Consider the following 24,715-nt stretch of genomic DNA (forward strand, 5'->3'; position numbering starts at 1 on the left):
TTCATGAATCACTCCATCCGTTTCACTCCCCCTCGCGTCAACCCGGGCATCAAGCCAGCCATCGTGCTGCTGACCGCCCTGCTGGCGCTGCTCTTCTGTCTGCGCAACCCGCTTGTTTACGCCATGGCGCCGGGCTTTGATGCCTCGCTGTTCGCGGTGATGGGCAAGATGTGGAGCGAAGGGGGTGTGCTCTATCGCGACATGATCGACATCAAGGGGCCGATGATCTTCGCCCTCGATGCGCTGGGCTATGGAATGGGTGGTTTTGTCGGGATCTGGGCGCTGGAGTGGGTGCTATGCTGGCTCGGACTGCTAGCCAGCTGGCAAGCCTTTGCCCAACTTGGCCTCTCGTTCAAGGCGCGTCTCGGTGCCATGCTGGCGGTGTTGGCCCTCTACGGTACCCGTTACTACTACGGCAACATGACCGAGGACTGGACCTTCCATCTCGCCCTCATCGCCCAGTGGGCCTTTATCACCCTGCTGCTGGACAAGGGATTTCGCTGGTGGCCCGCGCTGGTGGCGGCCCTCACCTTCGCCATCGTCGCCTGGATGCGCACCAACAACGGCGCCTTCTGGGGGGCCTGGTATCTGGTGCTGTTCTGCCACTGGTGTCTGCACGAGAAGTGGCGTGATGCCATCTTGCTGCTCATCTCCAGCCTGCTGGGGTTGGCGCTGATTGGCGGCCCGCTTTACGCCTACTTCCAGCAACATGATCTGCTGGCGGCCTTCAAATACTACGCCTTCGACATCTTCTTCGAGGGGAGCTACGGCAATGGCTTCTCCCCCATGGTGGGCGCCGTCGGCCTGCTGCGCACAGGCCTTGTGATGCTGCTGCCCGCCTTCATCATTCTGATGCTGAGCCGCCGTCAGGAGTGGTATCTGCCCGCCCTGCTGGCGACCCTGTTTGGGGTGCTGTTCACCCTGATCGCCAACTCGGTCTCCGGCCATGTGTTCGATCACTATGACGTGCTCTATCTGCAACTGGCAGTGCTACCGCTGGCGGTATTGCTGGATCGCAGCGAACAGCAGGCTGATGCCATCGGCCTGCTCTGCATCTCGCTGGTGGTACTCACCGCCAGCTGGCTGCTGGCCCAGCAGCTCGCCTTTGGCTGGAGCACCAAGGAATGGTCCCTCGAACGGGTCAACGAGGTGCTCGGCACCAGCCTGCTGTGGGCGCTGCCTGTGCTGATCCTCATCCCCCTCTGGCGCGCCTGGGATGTGCGCAGTGCCACCCCCTGGCTCGCAACGCTGGCCATGCTGCTGCTGATGATCAACAACGCTTGGGAAGGAACCCTCAAGGGTCGCCCCTTCAATCCGGCGGCGCAGGTGCGGGTCGATCGCATCAAGGCCGAGACCAGCCCGAGCGACAAGATCTGGGTCGATGGCATCCAGCCGCAATATTATCTCTGGACCGATCGCCAGCCGGCTTCCGCCTACCTCTTCTTTGCCAACGTCAATCCGCCCTATGACGTGCGCGAGCGGGTGCTGGCCGATATCCAGCGCCAGAATCCGAAGTTCATCATCGCCAAGCCGGATCGGGTGAGCGAGGAGCTGAAAAAGCCGAGCACCCCTTCCCATCTCGCCTTCTATCAATACCTGACCAACCACTATGAAGAGGTGGATCCGGGTCTCTATCGCCGACGCTGATCGTCAATACGCCCCGCAGGGCGGCCATTGTTGCAATGGCCGCCCTTTTTCTTGCGCCAGAGCCCCCTTGCAGCAGCGGCCCGCAGTAGGCAAGCCCGCCCGAGATAACTACAATGACGCTCTTTTTGATGTAACGAGTGACACCATGGCGGAACTGACTTATCTGGGCGGCTATCCCGACCCCCTCAAGGCACAGGTACAGCAGCTGATTGCGGCAGGCAAGCTGGGGGAGATGCTGGCCAAACGCTATCCGGAGAGCCACCAGATCCAGAGCGACAAGGCGCTGCTCGCCTACACCATGGAGCTGAAGAACCGCTACCTCAAGAGCTCGGCGCCCCTGTCAAAGGTGGTGTTCGATGGCAAGATCAACGTGATCAAGGATGCCCTCGGCCTGCACACCTACGTCAGCCGGGTGCAGGGCAGCAAGCTCAAGGCCAAGAACGAGATCCGCATCGCCGCCCTGTTCAAGGAGGCGCCGCCCCCGTTCCTGAAAATGATCGTGGTGCACGAGCTGGCCCATATCAAAGAGAAGGATCACAACAAGAGCTTCTACCAGCTCTGCCAGCACATGGAGCCAGACTATCATCAACTGGAGTTTGATCTCAGGCTCTGGCTCACCTGGCGCGATATCGACAAGGCCAACCGCTAGGCTGACAACCGTTTCAGGGAGGAAACATGTCATTTGCCGCCATCCCCTTTGGTGCCACGCGCTTTATTGCCACTTTGGTAATGACCAACTTGAGCTGCGTTGCCCGTCCCCACCGCGCGTTACGTGGGCTGCTGGCGCTACTGCTTCTGCTCGCGGGCCACAGTGCCCGGGCCGATGAGCGCTGGCAGAGCGACAGCTATCTGGTCGAGACCTTTATGGCCATCGTCATGGAGCGGGAGTATGGCGAAGCCAGGCAGACCCGTTTTGCACGCTGGCAGCAGCCGATCCGGCTGCAACTTATCAACGAGTCGGGTGACAAGCCGCTGCAGGCCGACGTGGTGAAGGTACAGGCGGCCCATCTGGCCCGCATCACCGGCCACCCCATCAGCATGGTGACCGCAAAGCCCAACCTCACCCTGATCATGACCGACTACAGCAAGATGAAGAGCTGGGCCAACCGCACCATGGGGGGCGATCCATCGGTCAAGATGGCGCTCAAGGAGGGGCTCTGCCTTGCCAACTTCGCAACCAATGCGAAACACGAGATCAGCCGTGCCACCATCATCATTCCGGTAGACTACAGCAGAGCCAAGGGGCGTTTTCTCGACTGTGTGGTGGAGGAGTTCACCCAGGTGATGGGGCTGCCCAACGACTCGGACAAGGTGTTTCCCTCCATCTTCAATGACAACAGCATCGACAGCTTTTTGACCGGGCTGGACTATGTGCTGCTCAAGATGGCCTATCACCCGGCCCTCAAAGCCGGGATGAGCAGTGCCGAGATCCGCGCCGCACTGCCCATTGCGCTGGCCGACCTGCGCGCTAGGGGGGAGATCCGCGAAGCCAATCGCCGGGTGCAGCAGCAGAGCCTGAAAAGCTGGGCGGGACTCTAACGGCATGGCTCAACCCAGAGCCAGACAAGCCACTGCGACTCACCACCAACAAAAAACGCAGCCACCTGGCTGCGTTTTTTGTTGTCCGAGGATCAACGGATCAGTAGCGGGCATGCCCATTTATCCAACACCAGAATTATCCACTGACCATGGGGATCAGGATGCGACGTTCTCTTCCGGCATCCAGCTCTCGGCGTTCTCCCACACCTCCTGCACCATGGCTTCGGCCAGCTCTTTGTCTTCCTTGCTGGCACGGCTGACGGTCAGAGCCATGGCGCTGCCCGGCGCGACCCGCACATGGATATCGGGGAATTTTTCGCCAAGCTGCTTGAGCAGCTCCTGACGCAGCGCCTCCATGGTCGAGGTCGGGATCTGATGTTTTCTGTCAATGATGATTTCAAGACGCATAGGAAACTTCTCCATGATTTATAACTGTATTTTTATCCAGTATTCATGGGAAGTAAAGTGCCAACTTGCACCAATCAGAAAAGATCCAGTTGCTGACCGCAGATCCGGTCGAACGACTCGCCGATAAAGGGCAGGATGGCGTCGGCAATGGGTCGCAACTGCTTGTCGATATAGTGTTCGTAATCGATGGCGCTGCGCCGGTACTCCAGCGGTTCTGGGCCATTGAGGGTCATCAGATAGGCGATGGTGCCCCGATGCTGATAGCGCAGGGGCAGACCGCGGCGCAGGTTCTCCTCATCGGCCAGCCGCGCCGCTCGCACATGGGGCGGTACATTCTTCTGATACTCCTCGAGCTTCTGGCGCAGCCGTTTGCGGTAGATAAGCAGATCGTCGTGACGACCGGCACGGGTCTCATCCACCATGGTGCGCACATAGCCGCTGGGATCTTCATCGTGAAACACCAGTTCATAGAGGCGGGTCTGAAACTGCTTGGCCAGCATGGTCCAGTCGGTGCGCACCGATTCGAGCCCCTTGAATACCAGCTGTTCACTCCCCTCACTGGCCTTGCCAACCAGCCCCGCATAGCGCTTCTTGCTCCCCTTCTCCAAGCCGCGGATGGTGGGCATCAGAAAGCGGCGATAGTGGGTCTCGTACTGGATCTCGAGATAACTCGGCAGGTCGAACTCGCGCCTGATCAGTGCAGCCCAGTTATCGTTGATCATTTGCGCCAGTCGCTGGCCGATCTCATCCGCCTCATCCGGGCTGGTCTCGCGCCCCAGATGGACAAAGGTGGAGTCGGTGTCACCATAGATCACCTCGAACCCCTTCGCCTCAATCCACTCGCGGGTCTGCTGCATGATGCTGTGACCACGCAAGGTAATGGACGAGGCAAGTCGCGGATCATAGAAACGGCAGCCCCCCGACCCCAGCACGCCGTAGAAGGAGTTCATGATGATCTTGATGGCCTGGGAGAGCGCCTTGTTGCTGGCGGCCTTGGCCCGATCCCGCGCCGCCCACAAGGTAGCGATGAGCTCCGGCAAGAAGTGCCGCTCGCGGGAGAACATGGCGCCGCGAAAGCCCGGAATAGCGTGGTCGGGGTGTTGCAACCCCTCGATAAGTCCCATGGGATCGATGCAGAAGGTGCGGATGATGCTGGGATAGAGGCTCTTGAAATCGAGCACCAGCACATGGCGATAGAGACCGGGTTTGGAGTCCATCACATAGCCACCTGGGCTTGCGAGCCCACCGTCGGCTGGCAGATTGGGGGCCACGTATCCGCCGCGATGGAGCCGCGGCAGATAGAGGTTGGTAAAGGCCGCCACCGAGCCCCCCACCCTGTCCAGCTCCAGGCCGGTGAGGGAGGCGCGTTCAATGGCAAACGGGATGAGGTGGCAGAAATCGAAGATCTCCCACACCAGCTTGCAATCTTCCAGGTTGTAGCGGGCCAGCGCCTCCTTGTCGGAGTGGAACAGTTCGGTGATCTTCTCCCCCCGATTGGCCACGTCCTCGATATCCTTGCCACGGCCGAGCAGTTCGCTCGCCACCGCATCCAGGCTATAGCTGGCAAACTGCCAGGTGGCGCTTTTCAGGGTATCGATGCCATCGAGCACCATGCGCCCGGGGATAATGACGTTGCCAGTCTGGGGATCGCCCCGTGACGAGCGCCAGAAGCAGAGCTCGCGCCCCCGCCCGAGCCGCAGCCGCCGCTTGTTAAGCTCGGCGCGGCGTAGCAGCAGGCGAAAATCAAAATTAACCACGTTCCAGCCGATGACCAGATCGGGGTCATGCAGGCTGAACCAGCTCTCCAGCGCACTCAGCAGGGCGCTCTCGTCCTCTACCCACTGGACCTGAGTGCCCCAGCTCTCGGCATCCGATTCCGGGGTGCCGATCATGATGACCCGCGCATCCTGTTCGCTGTAAAGGCCGACCGAGAAGAGGGCACCGTCCATGGCGCACTCCACGTCGAGGGACACCCAGGAGAGGGTTGGCGTCACCGCCTGCGGCGCGCAGCGCGCCTCGTTCACCTCCCAGTAGCCCTGCTTGCCTCCCTTCTTCACCGCCCGGCCATCGAAACGCACACCAGCTGTGATGAAACGCTCCATCAGAAACCGCTCCGGCAGCCGGATATCCGCCTCAAAGTGCTCCAGCCCGCGAATAAGCAGCAGCTCGATGGCGCGGTGAAAGGCACTCAGGGTGGCGAAATAGCAGCCCACCACAGGGCGGCCATCGAAAGTGTGCATCGGCAGGCGGCGAAACCGCCCGCTCACCCCGGCCCCTTTGAATAGCTCGGCGGCTTCTGCCATATGGCTCTGTGGCAAAAAGAACACCGGCTCCTGCCCCGGCACCACCACCCGCACCGGCCCCTGCGCGCTCCAGAGCCACATCACGATTTCGGTGGTTGCAGCCTGCCCGTTGCGACCGCGCACGTCCCGACCGTGGCGGGTCAGGATAAAACCGTCGAGCGGCGGAGTGGCGGGTACGGTGGGCTGGGTTGCAGTCATGAAGCGTAAAGGGGCTGTCCGAGAATAGCACCATTGTACGTTCATACAGTACCTGCTCGCAATCGTCACGCTGGCTGCGAGGCGGGAGTCAAACTGGTAAGCTCGATCCGGCCGTTATTCCCGCCCATCCCGTTCTGACCACTCTTCACCGGCGAAAGGAGTCTCTGTGGCAATCTATTCTCTGCTGGATCAGCTGGCTATCCCCTACCAGCGTGTCGATCATCACCCGGTGTTTACCTGTGAGGAGGCGAGCAGGCTGCTGCCCGACCTGCCCGCCGCCAAGACCAAGAACCTCTTTTTGCGCGATCCGAAAAGCGAGCGGCTGTTTCTGGTGGTGAGTCCGGAGGATCACCGGGTCGACCTCAAGGCGCTGGCTGCCATGCTCGGCGTCAAGCGGCTGAGCTTTGGCTCACCCGAGCGACTCGATGCGGTGCTCGGCCTCACCCCGGGCTCGGTGACCCTGCTCGCCATGGTGCGCGATAGGGGAAAAGCGGTAGAGCTGGTGGTAGACGAAGCCATCTGGCAGGCCGAACAGGTGCAGTGTCATCCGCTAGTCAATACCGCTACCCTGATCATCCGCCTCGACGATGTGCGCCGCCTGCTGGCCCACCTCGGTCGGGAGGCCAACGTCATGCGGCTGCCGGTCATTATTGACTGACCCAAGAGTGTGGGAAGCATAAACGCTCCGGCGTCATGCCCCGCCCCTGATTAATCGAGTCAGCAGCCCTCTTGTGGCGGTTGTTGCCGCGATCGTGCCCGGATCACTTGAACCATTGCTCAACGGCGCAATTCATGCTGTGATCCGGCCCAGTCACCCGGCCCTGAGGTCGCTGCGCCGTTCCCGGCAGGAAGAGCCCAAACCCTTGATGCAGAGTCTGTTTTCCTCGGCCCAGTTGCTGAGTCTGGTGCTGTTCGTCAGCCTGTCGCACATCGGGGTCGCGGCCATTTTCGCCTACCTGTGGCATACCCAGCGACCGCTGCGCTCCCTGCTCTACTGGTCGGCCAGCGAACTGGCAATCGCCGCCGCCTTTGGCTGCCTGCTGCTGCGACCCCTTACGGGAGAGATCTCCCTTGCCAATATCCTGCTTACCAATCTGCTGATCATCGCCACCCCGCTACTCTATGAGCGGGGGCTGCGCCACTTCTTCCGGCGCGAGGCCGACCGTTTCGGCTGGCTCTGCCCGCTCCTTGCCCTCGCCGGCTTCCTGCTATTCGCTGTCACCGCCACACAGCTACCGCAGGATGACATACACAGCCGGATCGTGGTGCTATCCGGGGCCATCTCGCTGCAAATGTGCCTGCTGCTGTGGCAGCTCTGGCGCTATCAGCGGTTGGCCCCCGCCTACCGGGTGCTGCGCTTTGCCATCTTGCTGCTTGCGCTGCAACTGGCCCTGCAACTGATCAGGATGGCCAAGCATCAGTGGTGGCCGGAGTCGGCCGCCTCTAGCCTCACCGATCCCCTGCTCGGCCCGGTGATCCTGCTCAGCCTGCTCTTTACCATTGCACGCAGCTTCATTTTACTGAGCCTGGTGCACACCCGTCAGCAGCAGGCGCTGCTCGCCACCCAGCGCGAGCTGGAGCGGCGCGCCAACCTGGATGCCCTGACCGGACTGGACAGCCGACACTATTTCGAACACCAGGTGGCCCTGCGTGCCCGCAAGATGGCTAGCCCCGGCCAGCTGCTGCTGATCGATCTGGACAACTTCAAGCAGATCAATGACCGCCACGGTCATCCCGCTGGCGACGCCATGCTGCGGGCGGTGGGACGGGTGATCCGGGAGAGCCTGCCGACGGCGGGGCTAGCCGGGCGCCTTGGCGGCGACGAGCTGGCGCTGCTGGTGATGGAGACTTCGCAAACGCTGCCGGCCTGCTGCCAGACCCTGCAGCAGCGGGTCGCAGACGCCACTCGGTCGCTGGCCGGTGGCCCCATCAGCCTCAGCATCGGCCTCACCTCGCTGCACCCTGACGAGGGATTTGAAGCGGCCTACCTGCGAGCGGATCAGGCCCTTTACGCCGCCAAACAGGCTGGAAGGCAACGGGCCTGCGTACAGGAGCTCCACCACAACGAGCCGCAACCGCTGCAGCCCTGCGCGCTCCGGTCATGAGCGCAGTGCTCGCTCTGCAGTGCCGACCGGCCAGACTGGCAGATGCCCCAGCTTACTGGCGCTATGTCACCGAATGCGCCAAAGACGGACAGCCGCTCTATCAGGTGGCACAATTTGACCCGGACAGCTGGCTACAGAGCCTGCTGGATCACGCAGAAGGGCGCAACTTGCCCAGTGGATACCTGCCGACTACCACCTATTTTGCCCTCGATGGCGAGGAGATCACCGCCACCCTGCGACTGCGTCACGGTGACAATGAGGCAACCCGCCAGTGGCTGGGTCATATCGGTTACGAAACCCGCCCCTGTCGCCGTGGCGAAGGGGCCGCGACCGTGCTGCTGCGCTGGGTGCAACAACAGGTGCTGGCAGCGCCGGTGCTGATCAGCTGTTACCAAGACAATCTGGCTTCCCGCAAGGTCATTACGGCCGCCGGGGGCGTGTTGCTGGGGCGGCGCTTCCACCCGGGGGATCGCAACTGGCTGGAGATGTATCAGCTAGCCCCCAGCCCCAACCGACCATAGCCGCAGCAGTAATAAAAAGAGCGCCCCGAAGGCGCTCTTTTTGCGAACGTGGCAAGACCGTTAGTAGCTGTCTTCCTGCTCCGCCTTCATCCGGGCCTGACGGGCATAGGCCTCCTCCTCGGCGCTCTCAATCTCCTGCAGCACCGAATCGAGATCGATGGCGGCGCGGCTCTCTTCAAAGTGACCGGTCAGCTCGCTATCGGGGGTGAGTTTGCCATCTTCAAACAGCGCCCACATCTCCAGGGCATAACGGGTCTTGAGCAGCTCGGGGGCATACATACCGTAGTAGTTGCGCATGTTGTTGACGTCCCGCTCCAGCATCGCCTTGGCCTGGTTGTTGGCGGCGGCATCCACCACCTGGGGCAGGTCGATGATGACCGGGCCCTGTTCATCCACCAGCACGTTGAACTCGGAGAGATCGCCGTGGATAAGACCGGCGCAGAGCATCCGCACCACGTAACGGATCACCTTGGCATGGTCGATGACCGCCTGCTCGGGGGTAAGCGCCACATCGTTGAGGCGCGGCGCGACATTGCCATCCTCATCGGTGATAAGTTCCATCAAGAGGACGCCATCGAGGCAGACATAAGGCTGCGGCACCCGCACACCGGCCGCCGCCAGCTTGAACAGGGCGTCGACCTCGGTGTTCTGCCACACCTCTTCATGCTGTTTGCGGCCGTACTTGGAGCCCTTCTCCATGGCGCGAGCGCTGCGGCTGTTCCGCACCTTACGCCCCTCCTGATAGACCACGGCCTGCTTGAAGCTGCGCTTGGACGCCTCTTTATAGACTTTGGCGCAGCGGATCTCGTCGCCGCAGCGCACCACATAGACGTCGGCCTCTTTGCCGCTCATCAATCGGCTGACGACCTCATCGACCAGGCCGTCATCAACCAGAGGTTGGATTCGATTTGGAATTTTCATGGCCGCCCTTTTACCCTATTTCCGCTCTCGAAGATAGCTCCGCGCACGCTCACCTGCCTCTCCCTTTCATAAGACACCCTGTTATCCCCTGTTTGCGCTGTTTTTGTCCACCCGTTCGCCTTAAAAACCACCAGCAGCAGACCAAATACGAAAGGCTTCTGTGCCAACAAAAATGGCCCGCAAGCGGGCCAATTTTCAAGGTTCGGGCGGCAAGCCCTGACGAATGCGCTGGATCCCCGCTTCATAAAGGCCGTCATCCCCCTCCTGATGCTCCAGGGTTTCGAAGATCTTGAGAAACCACATGTACTGCTCGGGATGGCGCGCCACCTGCATCTCTACCACCCGGTTCATGGCGTTGACGTCTGCCAGCAGATCGGCGGTGGGATAAGGGTCAAACGGCGGCTCGATCTCCAGCAGATAGCATCCCTCATCCTCGTCATAGCTGGCGAAGATGGGCACCGCTCTGGCACCGGTCAGCTTCACCAGCTTGGGCAAGGCTGGCAGGGTTGCCTTGAGGCGGCCAAAGAAGGGAACAAACACGCTCGCCTCGCGGCCGTGATCCTGATCTGGCAGGTAAAAAAAACTGGCACCGGCGCGGATCGACTTGATCGCCGGCTTGATCCCGGCGCTGCGCTCGTACACTTTGCCCCCTTTGGCCCGCTCGCGGTTGATGTACCAGTCGAACACCTGATCTTTCGGGCTCTTCATCATGGTGCACATCTCGATGCCCATCATGGAGAAGTAGCGGCCAATCATGTCGACCGCCCAGGTATGAGGCACCACCAGGATCACCGGGCGGCCCGCAGCCTGCTCCGCTTGCACATGCTCCCAGCCGGTGACCTTGATGCGGCGGGTCAGCCGCGCCTTGCTGCGCCAGCTGAGCTCGCCAAAGCCCATAAAGGTCTTGAGCCCGACCCGGATCGATTTGAGCAGCAGCGCCTGCCGTGCAGCGGCATCCAGCTCGGGAAAGCAGATCTTGAGGTTGGTATCGGCGATATAGGCCTGCTTTTTCGAAAAACGCAGCAGGGTCGGCGAAACCAGATCGGCAAAGCGATCCCTCAATCTCGCGGGGATAAATGCCAGCAGGGAGAGCAGGCCCAGCGCGCACCAGCTGCCCCACCATTTGGGATGCAGCAGGCGGCTATGAAATGAGGTATCAAATACCGGATCTAACGCAGACATAGCGACCATCAAGTCATCAAAAACAAACGGTTATTGTAGTTATCCTGACATTTTTTTCTACCCTGGGGAGGCTGGCCATCAGCCTGCAAGGCACTGATCAGACTAGTTATCATAAAAAATGGCCCACCTGGGGCCATTTCAATCAATCCAAATTCTGGGTCAACCGTGGGGCGACAATCCCTTGCGGATCCTCTGGATCCCCGCCTCGTAAAGGCCATCCAGCCCCTCCTGATCTTCACGGGTATCGAAGATCTTGAGGAACCACATGTATTGACCCGGATGGCGCATCAGCTGCTGTTGCACCATGTCATTCATACGACAGGTATCGGCCATCACATCCTCGGTGGGATAGTTGTCGAACGGTGCCTCAATCTCCAGTCGGTAGCAGTGGTTCTCTTCGTCATAGCAGGCGAGCAGCGGCACCGCCTTGGCGCCACTGACCTGCACCAGACGGGGCAAGGCAGGCAGGGTCGCTTTGGGATAGCCAAAGAAGGGGGCGAAGATGCTCTTCTCGCGGCCATGATCCTGATCCGGCAGATAGAAGAAGCTGCGACCGCTCTTGATGGTCCTGATCACCGCCTTGATCCCGGCGCTGCGCTCATAGACGCGGCAACCGTTTTTGGCCCGTGCTCGGTTGAGGTGCCAATCAAACACCGGATTGCGCGCCCGTTTCATCATGGTGCACATGGGCACCCCGCGCTGGGTGAAGCAGTAACCGGCGGCATCCACCGGCCAGGTATGGGGCACCACCAGGATCACCGGACGGCCGGCCGCCCGCTCCGCCTCGATATGCTCCCAACCGATCACCTGCATCCGGCTCATCAGATAACGCTGACTGCGCATGGTGAACTCGCCAAATCCCAACAGACTCTTGAGGCCGACCCGGATCGAGGTCAGTGCAATGGCATCCCGCTCTTCCGGGCTCTTGTCCGGGAAGCAGATCTCCAGATTGGTTCTGGCGATATAGATCTGTTTTTTCGAGATACGAAACACCAGCGGTGCCAAGGCTTCGGCCAAACGGTCGCGCAATCGCACCGGCACAAAGGCGAGCAGCATCAGCACACCGAGCGCCAGCCAGCTGAACCAGTAGCGGGGATGCAGAAAACGGGCTTCAAAGGAGGAGTCAAATACGGGATCTTGGGACGACATGTATTGGGGTCGAGCGAAAAAGTGGTGCTGCATTGTAGTCGTCCTGACAGGTAATACCAGTTAAATCCATGGCAAATAGCCCGCCACGGGCGCCACATCAAAAAACCATAAAAAAATGCCCCGCACTGCGGGGCATTTTGCTCGTTACACAACCAGGGTGGAGGCTCTTTGTCCATCCATCGTATGACTGGTCGTTTATCCCGTCGCTCTCGGAGCTCACTGCTTATCCATTTCCCGATGTCACATCTTCTTCAAGATTTAACGGTGAGCACCCTGGCGGGCCATGCCGTTATTCATTTCGGTATTACGCTGCGGCAGAAAAAACATCAGGTAACGCAGTGCCACATACCCGACGATCACGGTAGCCACCCCCAGCTCGAAGTGGGCCAGCAGTCTGATCTGCTCGACGTAGTGACTCCCTTGCGCAAACCCTTCAACCAGATGAGCCACTTTGAACAGGGCGGTTGCACCGATCACCAGCGGGAAGGTGAAGGCGGCATAACCCGGCGAGAAGGGCAGACGCAGCAGTTTGATGAAGGCCAGATAGATGATGCCGGTCATCAGGATGGCAATCCCCAACAGCACGGCCACCAACAGCAGTGACGGCTCCTGGCTGACGGTCAGGTAACCGGCCAAAGAGAGGCTGGCAGGAGCCGCCAGAATGGCAATGGTCGGTTTGGCGGCATCCGGCACTTCATGGCTGAAGATCAGGCGATAGAGCATCAGCGGCAGCATCAGGCCATAGCAGATGATACCGAACCAGAGCAGACCGTTGGCCAGCGGGGCAAATTGACCACCCGGGAAGGCGACGTCAGCCACGATGATCCCCACCGGCGGCACGAACCAGCTCGGCACCATGTGGTGGATTTCAAACTCTTTGGCGCGATGCCAGATAAAGGTGGCCAGAAACAGCAGGTGAACTGCAACAGCAAACAGCCAGAGTGCCTCGCCCGCTTGCGGCGCAATCATACCGAGCGCTTTGGAGACCACCATGGTACCCATGGCATAGGTCGGTACCACACTGCCGACTACGGGGTGAGCGAGATCCTGCAACAGCAGGCGGGGGTGAAGCAGAAACTTGAAGGTCAGGATCACCAGCAGCACGGCCGCAATGGCAGCACCCAGCAGTTGCATCCGGCCATCGAAGTGACCGGCATTTTCCCAACACCAACCAAGGCTGGCGATGCCCAGCGCCAGACCCGCCATGGGGGTTGGGGCGGCAGCCAGTGATTTACGGGTTCTTGCGATCATGATGACACCTTTCTATTGATGACTATGGCGATAGGATAATGGTCCCTTATCGTTTACGATATCTAAATGAATTAAATCAATCATTCAGGAAAACCAAACACGATGAAACTGACCCTGCAGCAGCTGAAAGTGTTCGCCACCATTGCCCGCTATGGAAACCTTGGCCTTGCCGCCAACGAGCTCTGTCTGAGCAAGGGGGCCGTCTCCCAGTCGCTGCAGGAGCTGGAGCGCCAGCTCTCTACCCCGCTGTTTGACCGCATTCACCCCAGATTGCAGCTCAACAACGAGGGGCGCCTGCTGCAACCGGCCGCCGAAGAGCTGCTGACCCGGATGCAGGATATCGAGAACCTGTTCAGCCCCGATGCCGAACCGAGCGGCCAGCTGCGCCTTGGTGCCAGCCAAACCATCGGCAACTACCTGCTCCCCACCCTGCTCGCCAACAGCAAACAGGAGCTGGGGCTCCCCCCCAAGGTGACCATCAACAACACTCACCTGCTCTGCCATGCGCTGGCCAACTTCGAGCTGGATATGGCGCTGATCGAGGGGGAGAACCACCACCCCGACCTGCTCGCCGAACCCTGGCTGCAGGACGAGATGCTGGTGGTGGCGCCACCCGGTCACCCGCTTGCTAACAAGAAGGAGCTCACCCTCTCCCGACTGGGGGGCGAAACCTGGGTATTGCGTGAAGCACAATCGGGCAGCCGCGAGCAATTCATCCAGCAGATCCAGCCCGAGCTGCCCCGCTGGCAACCAGGGCTTGAACTCAACACCCTGGAGGCGGTGATGCTGGCGGTGGAGAAAGGGCTTGGTATCTCCTTTATCTCCCGGCTGGCAGCCTCGGATCGCCTGGCAGATGGGCGGCTGATCGCCCTGCCCCTCTCCCGCCGCTTCCCGCGCCAGCTCTCCCTTATCTGGCACAAGCAGAAGTACCACTCCACCTCCCTGCGCCACTTTATCCACTTCTGCCGGGCTCAGGTGAAGGATGCCGAGGTGAGCCGCGCAGAGTAACGCCCGCTCGGAGCGCCGCTGGCAGGCCCGCTCGCCAATGACGGAAAAAGAGAGAGGGAGCCACGGCTCCCTCTCTTTGATTCGCTTCTGAGTATCACTTCGCCAGACTGCGCAACCAGCTTATCTCCTCGCCCCAGATGGACTCGTCTATGGTCTCGAGGATCAGCGGAATGCGATCGAAGCGATCATCATTCATGATGTGGTGGAAAACAGCCTCCCCCAGATTGCCCTCCCGCAAGCTGTGGTGGCGATCGACCCGGCTACCGAAAGTGCACTTGGCGCCGTTGATATGCATCCCCTTGAGATAATGAAAACCCACCGTGCGGTCGAACTCGGCAAAGACAGTGGCGCAGCTCTCGGTGGTGCGCAGATCATAACCTGCGGCAAAGGCGTGGCAGGTATCGAAACAGATCCCGACCCGGCTCTTGTCCTCCACCCCCTCGATGATGGTGGCGAGGTGCTCGAACGACCAGCCGAGGTTGGTCCCCTGCCCGGCGGTATTCTCGATCACCGCCGTCACCCCTTCACTGCGCTCCAGCGCCCAGTTGATGGACTCGCTCACCAGTTTGAGGCTGGCCGCCTCTGGGATCTGCTTGAGATGGCTACCGGGGTGGAAGTTCAGATAGCAAAGCCCCAACTGCTCGCAGCGCTTCATCTCGTCGAGAAACGCATCGCGGGATTTGGCCAAACCATCGGGATCCGGGTGGCCCAGATTGATGAGGTAACTGTCGTGGGGCAGGATCTGCTCCGGCAGAAAACCGGCCTTGTCACAGGCCACCTTGAAGGCACGGATGGTGGCATCCGACAAAGGGGCCGCCTGCCACTGACGCTGATTCTTGGTAAAGAGGGCAAACGCGTTGGCCCCGATGGCCTGGGCGCGGGCGATGGTATTCTCCACCCCGCCGGCCGCACTGACGTGGGCTCCGATATATTTCATACAATCTCCTCAATACGGCAAGCCGCCATTATGCCGATCCAGCCCGGACACGCCAAACCGGGATATCCGATAGCGGGTATCGACAAATAGCGCCGCCTTAGCAAGGCGGCTGCGTTTCATGGCGTAATCGGCCTGCGCTGTGGCAACCTCTCCCCAGAAGGGATAGTTAGAGCCCGCCCGCGCCAGCATGGCGCCCATAAAAAAACGCAGCGTATCGCCTGAGCAATAACGCTGCGTCTTTGGGTCTCTCGGCCGTCCCCCTTGCCGTGACCCGAATGGCCAGCGACAAGGGAGCAAGAATGCGCGGGGAGAGTCGCCTTAGAAGGGCATCTTGAAGCCTGGCGGCAGTTGCATGCCACCGGTCAGCTCGCCCATCTTGGCCTTGTTCTGCTCTTCCACACGACGCACGGCATCGTTGCAAGCGGCGGCAACCAGATCTTCCAGCAGCTCCTTGTCATCTTCCATCAGGGAGGGGTCGATCTCGATGCGACGGACGCTGTGGCTACCGGTCATGGTGACCTTGACCATGCCAGCACCGGCTTCACCGGTCACTTCCATCTGAGCCAGCTGCTCCTGCGCCTTCTGCATACGCTCTTGCATCTGTTGGGCCTGTTTCATCAGGTTTCCCATTCCACCTTTACCAAACATATGTCGTCTCTCGTCTTGAAATCCGGCATCCAGCGCCGGGCTGTGGGCTTGTCTGTCCTAGATGGGGACAGCCAAACTGCTTTTCAACCGGAAGCAAGCTCCCGGCCACGGAATTTAGCGGTTGAGGGGCTCGATGCTCTCGTGATGGAGCACGGCACCAAACCGCTGAACTAAAAACTGTACGTTAGGATCCTGCTCCAGATCCCGAGTCACCTGCTCGCGCACCCCGAGATAAAGGCGGTGTTCGATCTCGAGGGGGGTCTCCTGGTCAGGCACCACACCAAGCGTCACCTCGACCTGCACCGGTTGACCCAGCGCTGGCCCGATGATCTCGGCCAGATCGGCGCGCGCCTTGTCGCTCACCAGATGGCGCTGCTCGGGCTTGAGGGTTAGCAGTACCTTGTCCCCTTCCCGCGTCATCACCGAGTTGATGGCCAGCTGGCGCAGCCGCCCTCCCACCTGAGTGTGAGCGATCAACTCGGCCCAAGCATCGCCGCAACCATTGAGCAGCGAGGAGGGGATAAGGCGAGTCGCCTCTCCCTCTTGCGGCTCGCTGTCGCTCTCGAGCTCATCCCAGTCGATGGTCTCCATCACCGGCTGAACGGGCTCATCCTGCGTCACAGGGGTAGCAGCCACCGCCGTGGTGGCAACGGGTGGCTGGGTCGCTGGGGCGGGCGTCACCGCAGGTACCCCAGCACTGCGCTCACCGGGTCGATAGCTCGGCTGCCCGTCGAGATCCCAGGGTGGCAGATCGGTTGGCTGGGCCGGTGCCGTGACGGGAGCGTGGCTCATCACCTGAGTCTGCTCGGCAAATCCCTGATTGAGATACTCTTCGTAATCGCCGTTATCACCCTGCGGCTCGTAACTGTCGCCATAGAGATCCACTGGCGGCAGATCATCACAGTGACCCATCGTCGCCATCCCCTGCCCGGTCGGTTGGCTGACCGGAGCTGGCTGTTGGGTGACGACCGGTGCAGCAGCGGGCGCGACAGGACGAGCTGGCGCAACCGGCACTGCGCGCGGCGCAGGCGCCGCCGGGGCATCCTGACCACGCTGGCGGCTGCGCAGCATGTTTCGCTTGCCAAGCAGGCTCTGCATGCTCGATACCGCTGAAACAGCTTCAGGTGCGCTAACCGGCGTGGTTGTCGGTTCGAGCGCGGGCTCGATGCTGGCAGTCAGCGACTCGCCACGGGAATAGTCCATATCGGCTGCGGAAAGCGCTCGCTCATCAGCATCTGCGGGCTGTGCAGCCGAGTGCGCAGACACATCGGGCTGCGCATGTTGCAACGCGGGCTCGGGTTGATACCCCATGCCCGTAGCTTCACGCAGCAGCTCATCCTGCTGGCTGAACAGCTCGGCGGCTTGCGCCTCCTCCTCGCTGTCGGCGGGGTTGCCGATGTCATCCGTCATCGCAGGCAGGGAGACATCAACCGCGGGCACGGCACTGGTAGCAACAGGGCTGGCTAGCGGTGCAGGCACTGCGCCGCTGATCGGTGCCAGTGCGGCCGATTCAGCGGCCGGGCGCTTTCCCGGCAAGGAGACTACCGGAGTGGCATTGCTCGTCATTGACGGGGGCAGCGCAGTGAGGCTGGCCGGATGCAGGGCATCGCGCCTTGGGGAGAAGGCGAGCATCCGCAGGCAGGTCATCTCCAGCGCGGTGCGGCCATCGGGAGCCCAGGGAAGATCTTTACGGCCACCCAGCACGATCTGGTAGCAGAGCTGCACCTCTTCCGGGCCCATCGCCTTGGCCAGTTGCAGCAGGGAATCAGCATCCGCCCCCTGCTCCTGCACGCTGGCAGGCAGCAGCTGCGCCATGGCGATGCGATGGAGCAAACCTTCCAGCTCGGCGTGGAGCTGATCAAAATCGGGGCCCAGGGTGGCGATCTCGGTGATCTTGGCCATGGTCGCGGGGGCATCTTGCCGCAAAATGGCTTCCAGCAGCTGGTGCAGATGGCGGTGATCGAGCGTGCCCAGCATCGCCAGCACGCTCTCGAGGCGCACGCTACCATTGCCATGGGCCAGCGCCTGATCGGTCAGGCTCAGGGCATCGCGCATACTGCCGTCAGCGGCTTTGGCCAAAGCCAGCAGGGCGCGTGGCTCGAAGGGCTGCCCCTCCTGATCCAGCACCCATTCGAGCTGCTTGGCGATCTGGGTCTGATCCAGACTCTTCAGATGAAACTGCAGGCAGCGCGAGAGAATGGTAATGGGCAACTTCTGCGGATCCGTGGTGGCCAGCAGAAACTTCACATAGGGGGGCGGCTCTTCCAGGGTTTTCAGCAGCGCGTTGAAGCTGTGGCGCGACAACATGTGCACTTCATCGATGAGGTAGACCTTGAAGCGGCCGCGGGCCGGACGGTACTGCACGTTGTCGAGCAGCTCGCGGGTATCTTCCACCTTGGTTCGCGACGCCGCGTCAATCTCCAGCAGGTCGACAAAGTTGCCCTGATCGATCTCGCGGCAGGTATCGCAGACGCCACACGGATGGCTGCTGATCCCCTGCTCGCAGTTGAGGCTCTTGGCCAGAATACGGGCGATGGTGGTCTTGCCGACCCCGCGGGTACCGCTCAGCAGATAGGCGTGATGCAGCCGTCCCTGATCCAGGGCGTTGGTCAAGGCGGTCAGCACATGTTGCTGGCCTACCACTTGTTCAAACGTATGGGGGCGCCATTTACGCGCCAGAACCTGATAGCTCATAAATCCATCATGCAGGGAAGACAGGGCATTGAGGCCGGATGCTAACACAAATGGCGGGCTGGCTGTATCGGCTATCGGTGAGAGCGGGAGGGATCGCTTGATTTTCAAACCGATGCCCGCACGGGCACCGGTTCAATGCAGGCCCGATGCAGAGGATCGGGCCGAAGAGGCATTACTCGCCGGCCAGCTCGACCAGTGAGACTACCTTGATGCCAGCAGCAGTCAGGCGGGCATCGCCACCCAGAGACGGCAGGGAGATGATGAAGGCCGCATCGGCCACTTCACCACCGGCACGGCGGATCAGCTTGACGGTCGCATCGACGGTACCGCCGGTCGCCAGCAGATCGTCCACGACCAGCACCTTGTCACCGGGCACGATGGCATCGGTGTGCAGTTGCAGGGTGTCGGTGCCGTATTCGAGGGCATAGGACTCCTCGATCACTTCGCGCGGCAGCTTGCCCGGCTTGCGGACCGGCACGAAGCCCAGTCCCATGGCGAAAGCGACCGGTGCACCAAAGATGAAGCCGCGGGCTTCGGTGCCAACAATCTTGGTGATCCCTTGATCACGATAATGATTGGCCAGCAGATCGATGGTGGCCTTGAAGGCCTCAGCGTTTTCGATCAGGCTGGTAATGTCACGAAACAGAATGCCCGGCTTCGGATAGTCGGGAATGGTCTTGATGCTTGCTTCGATAAATTTCAGGGTTTCCGGATTCATGTGTTGACCGCTTATTTTTTGACCCAGGGGTGGCCATTTTTTCTCAATTCCCTTCTGCGGGAAATAAAAAAGCCTGTCACGCAAAAATGACAGGCCGACTCCATAGCATTATTGCTGCAATAGCTTAGGGACTTCACTTCACCATTGCAACTGGCTCCAGCACCGGCAGACGCATTAACCAGGTGAGCAGGATCACCATTATGATAACCAGCAACCCCTTGACCCACAGCAGTGGCACCACCGCCAGCGACACCGAAAAGGTGAGCAAAATGAAGATAATGGCGCGCCGTCTGGCCTGACGACGAATGCCGCGATACTGTTGCCAATCCACGATGGGCGGGCCAAACCAGGGATGGGTCAGTAACCAGCGATGAAAACGGGGCGATGAGCGGGCAAACAGGGCGGCAGCTAGCAACATGAAGGGGGTAGTCGGCAATAGCGGCAGCACAATGCCCACAATACCGGTGACAAATGCCAGCCACCCGAGCGCCATCAGACACCAACGCTTCATTCCGTCTCCTTGCGTGATTTATCTCCCTCTAGCCTAACAGAGTTTGAGCGGGTGCTGACAGCGGGCCGCAACCCCACTACAATCTGCGCTCTTTTTTCTTGCCACTCTCGTCGGAAAGCCGTTATGCGCGTTATTTTGGCCCCCATGCAGGGGGTACTGGATCACCTGATGCGGGAGGTACTCACCTCCGTCAATGATTACGATCTCTGCGTGAGCGAGTTTATCCGGGTCGTCGATCAGCTGCTGCCCGCCAAGGTGTTCTACCGCCTCTGCCCTGAACTGCTGCAAGATGGCAAAACCCGCGCAGGCACCCCGGTGCGGGTCCAGCTGCTGGGGCAACACCCCGAGTGGCTGGCCGAGAACGCCTTGCGCGCCATCGAGCTGGGCTCCCCCGGCGTCGATCTCAACTTCGGCTGTCCCGCCCCAACGGTCAACAAGAGCAAGGGCGGTGCGGTGCTGCTCAAAGAGCCCGAGACCATCTACCGCATCGTCAAGGCGGTGCGTGATGCGGTGCCCGCCCATCTGCCGGTGAGCGCCAAAATTCGCCTCGGTTACGATGACAAGGATCTCTATCTGGAGAACGCTCAGGCGGTCTTCCAGGGGGGCGCCAACGAGCTGGCCGTTCATGCGCGCACCAAGCGCGAAGGGTACAAGGCCCCCGCCCACTGGGAGTATGTGGACGCCATTCGCCGCGCCCTGCCCATCCCCGTCACCGCCAACGGCGAAATTTGGGATCACAAAGATGCCCTCGCCTGCGCCAGGGCCTCGGGTTGTGATGCCCTGATGGTCGGGCGCGGCGCCATCTCCCTGCCCAATCTGGCCAACGTGATGAAAACCGGCTGCCCGCACATGAGCTGGGCCGAGGTGCTGCAGTTGATGGTGAGCTATACCGAGCAGGATCTGGCCAGCGAAAAAGCCGACTACTACCCCAGCCGCATCAAACAGTGGTTCAGCTATCTCAAGCGGGAATATCCCGAAGCGGACCAGCTGTTTCAGGAGATCCGGGTGCTCAAAGAGACGGATCCGATCCGCGATGCCCTGCTGCAAGCAGCCAAAAGCCACGGCTAACCACGTTTAACTTGACGCATATCATCTTGATAGAGTTATCGGATCCCTATACTGCCCCGAATCTGTCGTCTGTCCTGTGGGGGATAATGTGTGTGAAATGACGCAAGCACAGTTGACTGTCTGGCGTAATCGCCTGCTGTCAGACTGGGCCCAAGTACGAGAAACGCTGATCGGTCAGCTCAAAGCCTGCCGCCGTGACGAGTGGGCCGAACAGGTCGGTCACTGCGAGCAGGATCAACTGGTGGAACTGACCAGCCGGCTGGATCTGCCGAAGGTTGAGCAGAGCGTGGCCCGCCTCAAGCGGATCGATGCGGCACTCTGCCAGATGGATCTCGGCCTCTATGGCCTCTGCTCCGATTGTGAAGAGCCGCTTTCCATCGAACAGCTGGAACAGGATCCTACCCTGCAACGCTGCCCGCGCTGCGAAGCCCGCTATCGCAAGGGATTCCACGCCCACGAACTGTGATGGATGCACCTCTGTGCATCCACTCACCCCTCTTCTCTACTGGTTAGTCCGTCATTCCTGTCCAATACTCAACCCTATCAGCCGATCCGGGGGGATAAGGTGTGTACAGAGTCTTGCTGATATGGTGTTTATGCTGCCAAGCAATAGCACAAGAGCCCCTGGTTGTAGGCTGGACAGAGTGGCAACCCTTCAGTTTTCGCGATAAGCAGCAACAGTTGCGGGGGCTGGACGTTGAGCTGGTCCACGCCATCTTCCAGCGAGCCGGTTATCAGGCCAGATTCAGCGAAATGCCTTGGTCTAGGGTGCTTCATGAACTGCGTTTTGGCACGGTACAACTTGCCATGTCTGCCAATATCACCACCGAACGACAACAATATGCGCGATTCACCCATCCCTACCGGGAAGAGCAGGCCGTTATTATTATCCGCCGGCAGGATGAGCAACGCTGGCGCGACATTACCTCGCTGGCATCGCTGCGCGAACGAGCTGACTTCAATATTGGTGTACTCAAGAATTTTGATTACGGCAATGCCTTTCGCCAGCTGATGACCGAACCCGAAATGCAACCACGCCTGCAGATACGCCTGAGGCTGGATCAGCTGTTGAAGATGCTACGGGCTGGGCGAGTTCAGGGGCTCGTGCTAGACCCCCACGGGATGCAGGGGTTGAGTGATGATGGAGATATACTTTCCGAATTCAAGATCCAGCTGCCGCTCGAGCAGACACCAGTACACCTGATGCTGAGCAAAGAGAGCACCACAAAGGCGCAACTGCACCGGATCAATCAGGCCATCCATCAGTTGAAACAGAGCCCCGACTATCAGCAGATCCTCGACCGCTACCAGTTCAGATCACTGCAACCATAACAAAACACTCAATGAGCAAGGGGAGCATCCGCTCCCCTTGCCGTCTCAAGCAAACCCTATCTTGTCTCAAACTAACCTTGTTGCGACTTGCCAAGACGATTTGGCCACCGATGACATGATGGGTTACCTCTGCCCGTCAGCATCCCAGCACAATGTCAGCAAGATGGGCGAAGTGGTGGATCTCGTGGGTCGCATCGCATTCGCCCGAGTGCCGCCTCGGGTTATACCAGCAGGTGGCCAATCCCTGTGACGCAGCCCCGGCAATATCAGTTTTCGGATTGTCCCCCACCATTAGCACTCTGGCCGGATCCGGCTTCCCCATCAGGGAGAGGGTGTGCTGGAAAATAGCCGGCGCCGGCTTGGTCACCCGGATCTCGTCAGAGATCACCAGGGGCTCGAACCACTCGCTCCAGCCCAGTTTTCCAAGTCTGCCACGTTGGGGGACGCTGAAACCATTGGTGATGATCCCCATCCGCACCTTGCTGCGCAATTGCTGCAGGGTCTCGACCACCCCTTCGAGGGGCATGCTAAGGGCAATGATCTGCTCCAGAAAGGTATTGTTCATCGCCATGGGGTCGGCGGCAACTTGCTGGGCAAAGAGGGAGAAGCGGGTCTGCTGCAGCACTGTCGCATCGATCTCGCCATCGTTGTACTGCTGCCAGAGCTCATGGTTGATAGCATGGTACTGCGCCATGCTGGCGTCATCGGCCTCCACACCATAGAGCTGCAGCGTTTGCACCAGTGCCTCGGCGACCGGGAAATCGAGCAGGGTTTCATCCAGATCGAACAGCACCCAGTCATAGCTTGGTTGTTTCACAGAAATCCTTTTATCAGTCAGATTATTCGGAAGCTGAGTGCCCCACTCGACCGAGTGGGCCAGCCAGCAGATCCAGCGTGAGCCGCACACCAAAGCCGGTCACTTCGCTGGAGACCACCCCATTGCCCCCCTTGTTGCGAAAACCGCTCAGGTCGAAGTGCAGCCAGGGCGTCTGCTCGGGGATAAAATGGGCAAGAAAGCGGGCCGCATCAATGTGATCCGGCGAACTGCCTGGTGCACACTGCAACAGATCGGCCCACTCGCTCTCGATATTTTCATCGTAATCCTCATCGAGCGGAAAGGGCCAGACTCGTTCACCGCTGTGCTGACCCAGCTTGACCAGCGATGCCAGCCATTCGTGGCGATTGGTAAAGACGCCGCTATAGCGACTGCCCAGTGCCCGCTTGCAAGCGCCGGTCAGAGTCGCATAATCGATCAGCAGATCCGGGGTATCCTGCGCCGCCATCGTCAGGGTATCGGCCAGCACCATTCGTCCCTCCGCATCGGTATCCACCACTTCGATGGTGAGACCATTCATCGCCGTCACCACTTCACCCGGACGATAAGCCTGGGGACCGATATGATTCTCGGCAATCGCCAACCAGCAGTGAACCTCATAGGGCAGCTGAGCCCGACTGATGGCATAAAGGGTACCCAGCGCCACCGCACTGCCCCCCATATCGAGATGCATGCCATACATGCTGCCGGAAACCTTGAGGTTATAGCCACCTGAGTCATGGCAGATCCCCTTGCCCACCAGCGCAATGCGGCGTACCGGCTTGGGCGGGTAGTAGCTGAGCTTCACCATGGCCCCCTGATTATCTTCCGAACCGCGGGCTACCGCCAAAAAAGCCCCCGCTCCCAGCTCGGCCAGCTGCGCCTGATCGTAGTGATGGCACTGCCAACCTTCATCCTGAGCCAGCTGGCTGACGAACTCGCGATAGCTGGCCGCAGTCAGCTCCGAGGCGGGTAACACCGCCAAATGACGAGCCAGCCCATTGCCCCCTGCTTCGCTGTAGATACGAGCCAGATCCAGCACTACAGCAGGAGAGACCGACACATGCTGATAGTTCCAGCCACTTTCGCTACGGCTTTTGCTGGTCGGCAACGGTAGATTGGCAGCCAACAGAGCCGACAACATCAATTCAGCCAGCATCACCCGCTCTGAGGGGGAGAACCCCTCCAGATGCAGCCCGAGCCGCTCTACCTTGAGCCCGGAGAGCGGGGCTATCCAACCTCTGACCTGCTTATAAAGACGGTGATCCCGCGTCACATTGCCGGTCACCAATATGACCAGCAACAGGGTGGAACCATGCATCAGGGTGAAAGGTGCTTTTTGCCCAAGCGCCAACTGGGTGTTGATCCCCGACAGGGCCGGTAGCGACAGCAATGCCTCCTTTTGCTCTTCGGCGATCAGCAGCAGTTGCAATGGCAAGCCCTGTGAAAGGGTCTCGGTCAGCGTGGCATCCCGGCTTTCAATAGCAGGAGGAAGATAGGTAAAAGGAGTGATCACAGGCGCGTGCCTCATCCATGAAGAGATATCTGATGATACCTAACAAATGGTCGAGACGACCAGTTATGGTCTTGAAAAAGCGCAGGAAACAGCATTAATCGCCATCGGTTGCATACCCGATGGAGATATATTCAATGTAATGAGGGGGAAAAGAACAAAACTATCAGGAAGTTGGTTGCGGGGGCCGGATTTGAACCGACGACCTTCGGGTTATGAGCCCGACGAGCTACCGAGCTGCTCCACCC

At 60.1% G+C, this 24,715-nt stretch carries 24 protein-coding genes; 11 read left to right on the top strand and 13 right to left on the bottom strand.

The window, feature by feature from the left end; translation table 11 throughout:
* Positions 1–3 precede the first annotated feature (3 nt).
* The 3 genes from G5179_RS15380 (at position 4) to G5179_RS15390 (ending at position 3,186) form a co-directional block, all read left to right on the top strand.
* Complete coding sequence (locus G5179_RS15380) at positions 4–1,647, top strand: hypothetical protein (protein ID WP_421258682.1); 1,644 nt, start codon at positions 4–6, stop codon at positions 1,645–1,647.
* Positions 1,648–1,792: 145 nt separating this feature from the next.
* A complete protein-coding gene (locus G5179_RS15385; RefSeq protein ID WP_005333421.1) occupies positions 1,793–2,296 on the top strand; it encodes a M48 family metallopeptidase in 504 nt (167 codons plus the stop codon).
* Between the two features lie 26 nt (positions 2,297–2,322).
* Positions 2,323–3,186 carry a DUF2927 domain-containing protein gene (locus G5179_RS15390; RefSeq protein WP_421258683.1) on the top strand — a complete coding sequence of 288 codons (864 nt, stop codon included), beginning with the start codon at positions 2,323–2,325 and terminating at the stop codon, positions 3,184–3,186.
* A 156-nt stretch (positions 3,187–3,342) separates the two neighbouring features.
* Here the strand turns inward: G5179_RS15390 and G5179_RS15395 are convergent, their stop codons facing one another.
* The gene (locus G5179_RS15395; RefSeq protein ID WP_005333426.1) at positions 3,343–3,594 is read right to left on the bottom strand and encodes a DinI family protein; all 252 of its coding nucleotides are present in this window, start codon (positions 3,592–3,594) and stop codon (positions 3,343–3,345) included.
* A gap of 74 nt (positions 3,595–3,668) precedes the next feature.
* A complete protein-coding gene (locus G5179_RS15400; protein WP_421258684.1) occupies positions 3,669–6,095 on the bottom strand; it encodes a DNA polymerase II in 2,427 nt (808 codons plus the stop codon).
* Positions 6,096–6,261: 166 nt separating this feature from the next.
* On the opposite strand from G5179_RS15400, the gene G5179_RS15405 reads away from it, so the two are divergent.
* The 3 genes from G5179_RS15405 to G5179_RS15415 all read left to right on the top strand — a co-directional run bounded on the left by G5179_RS15405 (position 6,262) and on the right by G5179_RS15415 (position 8,721).
* On the top strand, positions 6,262–6,753 hold the full coding sequence (locus G5179_RS15405) for a prolyl-tRNA synthetase associated domain-containing protein (protein WP_421173190.1): 492 nt from the start codon (positions 6,262–6,264) through the stop codon (positions 6,751–6,753).
* A 208-nt stretch (positions 6,754–6,961) separates the two neighbouring features.
* Entirely contained in the window at positions 6,962–8,200 is a 1,239-nt protein-coding gene (locus G5179_RS15410) for a GGDEF domain-containing protein (RefSeq protein ID WP_421254646.1), read from the top strand.
* Positions 8,197–8,721, top strand: coding sequence for a GNAT family N-acetyltransferase (locus G5179_RS15415; RefSeq protein WP_421258685.1), 525 nt, complete (start codon positions 8,197–8,199; stop codon positions 8,719–8,721). The genes G5179_RS15410 and G5179_RS15415 overlap by 4 nt, the downstream gene beginning before the upstream one ends.
* A 60-nt stretch (positions 8,722–8,781) precedes the next feature.
* On the opposite strand, the gene G5179_RS15420 is transcribed toward G5179_RS15415, so the two are convergent.
* The 4 genes from G5179_RS15420 to G5179_RS15435 form a co-directional block, all read right to left on the bottom strand.
* Complete coding sequence (locus tag G5179_RS15420) at positions 8,782–9,642, bottom strand: PA4780 family RIO1-like protein kinase (protein ID WP_227342745.1); 861 nt, start codon at positions 9,640–9,642, stop codon at positions 8,782–8,784.
* 195 nt (positions 9,643–9,837) lie between these two features.
* Positions 9,838–10,833 carry a lauroyl-Kdo(2)-lipid IV(A) myristoyltransferase gene (locus G5179_RS15425; protein ID WP_421258686.1) on the bottom strand — a complete coding sequence of 332 codons (996 nt, stop codon included), beginning with the start codon at positions 10,831–10,833 and terminating at the stop codon, positions 9,838–9,840.
* A gap of 150 nt (positions 10,834–10,983) precedes the next feature.
* Positions 10,984–11,973, bottom strand: a complete 990-nt coding sequence (gene lpxM / locus G5179_RS15430) for a lauroyl-Kdo(2)-lipid IV(A) myristoyltransferase (protein WP_139732218.1) — start codon at positions 11,971–11,973, stop codon at positions 10,984–10,986.
* A 258-nt stretch (positions 11,974–12,231) separates the two neighbouring features.
* Complete coding sequence (locus G5179_RS15435; RefSeq protein WP_005352390.1) at positions 12,232–13,224, bottom strand: TDT family transporter; 993 nt, start codon at positions 13,222–13,224, stop codon at positions 12,232–12,234.
* A gap of 102 nt (positions 13,225–13,326) precedes the next feature.
* Here G5179_RS15435 and G5179_RS15440 point away from each other — a divergent pair, with 102 nt between their 5' ends.
* A complete protein-coding gene (locus G5179_RS15440; protein ID WP_421258687.1) occupies positions 13,327–14,232 on the top strand; it encodes a LysR substrate-binding domain-containing protein in 906 nt (301 codons plus the stop codon).
* 94 nt (positions 14,233–14,326) lie between these two features.
* Here the strand turns inward: G5179_RS15440 and nfo are convergent, their stop codons facing one another.
* The 5 genes from nfo to G5179_RS15465 all read right to left on the bottom strand — a co-directional run bounded on the left by nfo (position 14,327) and on the right by G5179_RS15465 (position 19,740).
* The gene (gene nfo, locus G5179_RS15445; RefSeq protein WP_421258688.1) at positions 14,327–15,169 is read right to left on the bottom strand and encodes a deoxyribonuclease IV; all 843 of its coding nucleotides are present in this window, start codon (positions 15,167–15,169) and stop codon (positions 14,327–14,329) included.
* 318 nt (positions 15,170–15,487) lie between these two features.
* Positions 15,488–15,817, bottom strand: coding sequence for a YbaB/EbfC family nucleoid-associated protein (locus G5179_RS15450; protein WP_005333445.1), 330 nt, complete (start codon positions 15,815–15,817; stop codon positions 15,488–15,490).
* 114 nt (positions 15,818–15,931) lie between these two features.
* Positions 15,932–18,511 carry a DNA polymerase III subunit gamma/tau gene (dnaX, locus tag G5179_RS15455; RefSeq protein ID WP_421258689.1) on the bottom strand — a complete coding sequence of 860 codons (2,580 nt, stop codon included), beginning with the start codon at positions 18,509–18,511 and terminating at the stop codon, positions 15,932–15,934.
* Positions 18,512–18,683: 172 nt separating this feature from the next.
* A complete protein-coding gene (apt, locus tag G5179_RS15460; RefSeq protein WP_005333447.1) occupies positions 18,684–19,229 on the bottom strand; it encodes an adenine phosphoribosyltransferase in 546 nt (181 codons plus the stop codon).
* A gap of 133 nt (positions 19,230–19,362) precedes the next feature.
* Positions 19,363–19,740: a YbaN family protein gene (locus tag G5179_RS15465; RefSeq protein WP_111900114.1), complete on the bottom strand. Its 378-nt coding sequence runs from the start codon at positions 19,738–19,740 to the stop codon at positions 19,363–19,365.
* Positions 19,741–19,863: 123 nt separating this feature from the next.
* On the opposite strand from G5179_RS15465, the gene dusC reads away from it, so the two are divergent.
* The 3 genes from dusC to G5179_RS15480 all read left to right on the top strand — a co-directional run bounded on the left by dusC (position 19,864) and on the right by G5179_RS15480 (position 22,140).
* Positions 19,864–20,808: a tRNA dihydrouridine(16) synthase DusC gene (gene dusC / locus G5179_RS15470; protein ID WP_421258690.1), complete on the top strand. Its 945-nt coding sequence runs from the start codon at positions 19,864–19,866 to the stop codon at positions 20,806–20,808.
* Between the two features lie 97 nt (positions 20,809–20,905).
* On the top strand, positions 20,906–21,274 hold the full coding sequence (locus G5179_RS15475) for a TraR/DksA family transcriptional regulator (protein WP_019445807.1): 369 nt from the start codon (positions 20,906–20,908) through the stop codon (positions 21,272–21,274).
* Positions 21,275–21,432: 158 nt separating this feature from the next.
* Positions 21,433–22,140: a substrate-binding periplasmic protein gene (locus G5179_RS15480; protein ID WP_254204286.1), complete on the top strand. Its 708-nt coding sequence runs from the start codon at positions 21,433–21,435 to the stop codon at positions 22,138–22,140.
* A gap of 136 nt (positions 22,141–22,276) precedes the next feature.
* Here G5179_RS15480 and yjjG read toward each other — a convergent pair whose 3' ends face one another.
* Together yjjG and G5179_RS15490 are read right to left on the bottom strand one after the other, a co-directional pair.
* On the bottom strand, positions 22,277–22,957 hold the full coding sequence (gene yjjG / locus G5179_RS15485) for a pyrimidine 5'-nucleotidase (protein ID WP_421258691.1): 681 nt from the start codon (positions 22,955–22,957) through the stop codon (positions 22,277–22,279).
* 22 nt (positions 22,958–22,979) lie between these two features.
* Positions 22,980–24,470 (bottom strand): M17 family metallopeptidase, encoded by a 1,491-nt coding sequence (locus G5179_RS15490; RefSeq protein WP_421258692.1) that lies wholly within the window; start codon positions 24,468–24,470, stop codon positions 22,980–22,982.
* Positions 24,471–24,516: 46 nt separating this feature from the next.
* Here G5179_RS15490 and G5179_RS15495 point away from each other — a divergent pair.
* A partial coding sequence (locus G5179_RS15495) for a hypothetical protein (RefSeq protein ID WP_421236390.1) occupies positions 24,517–24,715 on the top strand: 199 nt, incomplete at its 3' end.

Source organism: Aeromonas sp. 600886 (genome assembly GCF_049174935.1).
In the GTDB taxonomy this organism is placed as follows: Bacteria; Pseudomonadota; Gammaproteobacteria; order Enterobacterales; family Aeromonadaceae; genus Aeromonas; species Aeromonas veronii_A.

Excerpts from the sequence above, each read along its gene's own strand:
- G5179_RS15380 (WP_421258682.1), top strand. The coding sequence starts at position 4 with ATGAATCACTCCATCCGTTTCACTCCCCCTCGCGTCAACCCGGGCATC.
- G5179_RS15385 (WP_005333421.1), top strand. The coding sequence starts at position 1,793 with ATGGCGGAACTGACTTATCTGGGCGGCTATCCCGACCCCCTCAAGGCA.
- G5179_RS15390 (WP_421258683.1), top strand. The coding sequence starts at position 2,323 with ATGTCATTTGCCGCCATCCCCTTTGGTGCCACGCGCTTTATTGCCACT.
- G5179_RS15395 (WP_005333426.1), bottom strand. The coding sequence starts at position 3,594 with ATGCGTCTTGAAATCATCATTGACAGAAAACATCAGATCCCGACCTCG.
- G5179_RS15400 (WP_421258684.1), bottom strand. The coding sequence starts at position 6,095 with ATGACTGCAACCCAGCCCACCGTACCCGCCACTCCGCCGCTCGACGGT.
- G5179_RS15410 (WP_421254646.1), top strand. The coding sequence starts at position 6,962 with ATGCAGAGTCTGTTTTCCTCGGCCCAGTTGCTGAGTCTGGTGCTGTTC.
- G5179_RS15415 (WP_421258685.1), top strand. The coding sequence starts at position 8,197 with ATGAGCGCAGTGCTCGCTCTGCAGTGCCGACCGGCCAGACTGGCAGAT.
- G5179_RS15420 (WP_227342745.1), bottom strand. The coding sequence starts at position 9,642 with ATGAAAATTCCAAATCGAATCCAACCTCTGGTTGATGACGGCCTGGTC.
- G5179_RS15425 (WP_421258686.1), bottom strand. The coding sequence starts at position 10,833 with ATGGTCGCTATGTCTGCGTTAGATCCGGTATTTGATACCTCATTTCAT.
- lpxM (WP_139732218.1), bottom strand. The coding sequence starts at position 11,973 with ATGTCGTCCCAAGATCCCGTATTTGACTCCTCCTTTGAAGCCCGTTTT.
- G5179_RS15435 (WP_005352390.1), bottom strand. The coding sequence starts at position 13,224 with ATGATCGCAAGAACCCGTAAATCACTGGCTGCCGCCCCAACCCCCATG.
- G5179_RS15440 (WP_421258687.1), top strand. The coding sequence starts at position 13,327 with ATGAAACTGACCCTGCAGCAGCTGAAAGTGTTCGCCACCATTGCCCGC.
- nfo (WP_421258688.1), bottom strand. The coding sequence starts at position 15,169 with ATGAAATATATCGGAGCCCACGTCAGTGCGGCCGGCGGGGTGGAGAAT.
- G5179_RS15450 (WP_005333445.1), bottom strand. The coding sequence starts at position 15,817 with ATGTTTGGTAAAGGTGGAATGGGAAACCTGATGAAACAGGCCCAACAG.
- dnaX (WP_421258689.1), bottom strand. The coding sequence starts at position 18,511 with ATGAGCTATCAGGTTCTGGCGCGTAAATGGCGCCCCCATACGTTTGAA.
- apt (WP_005333447.1), bottom strand. The coding sequence starts at position 19,229 with ATGAATCCGGAAACCCTGAAATTTATCGAAGCAAGCATCAAGACCATT.
- G5179_RS15465 (WP_111900114.1), bottom strand. The coding sequence starts at position 19,740 with ATGAAGCGTTGGTGTCTGATGGCGCTCGGGTGGCTGGCATTTGTCACC.
- dusC (WP_421258690.1), top strand. The coding sequence starts at position 19,864 with ATGCGCGTTATTTTGGCCCCCATGCAGGGGGTACTGGATCACCTGATG.
- G5179_RS15475 (WP_019445807.1), top strand. The coding sequence starts at position 20,906 with ATGACGCAAGCACAGTTGACTGTCTGGCGTAATCGCCTGCTGTCAGAC.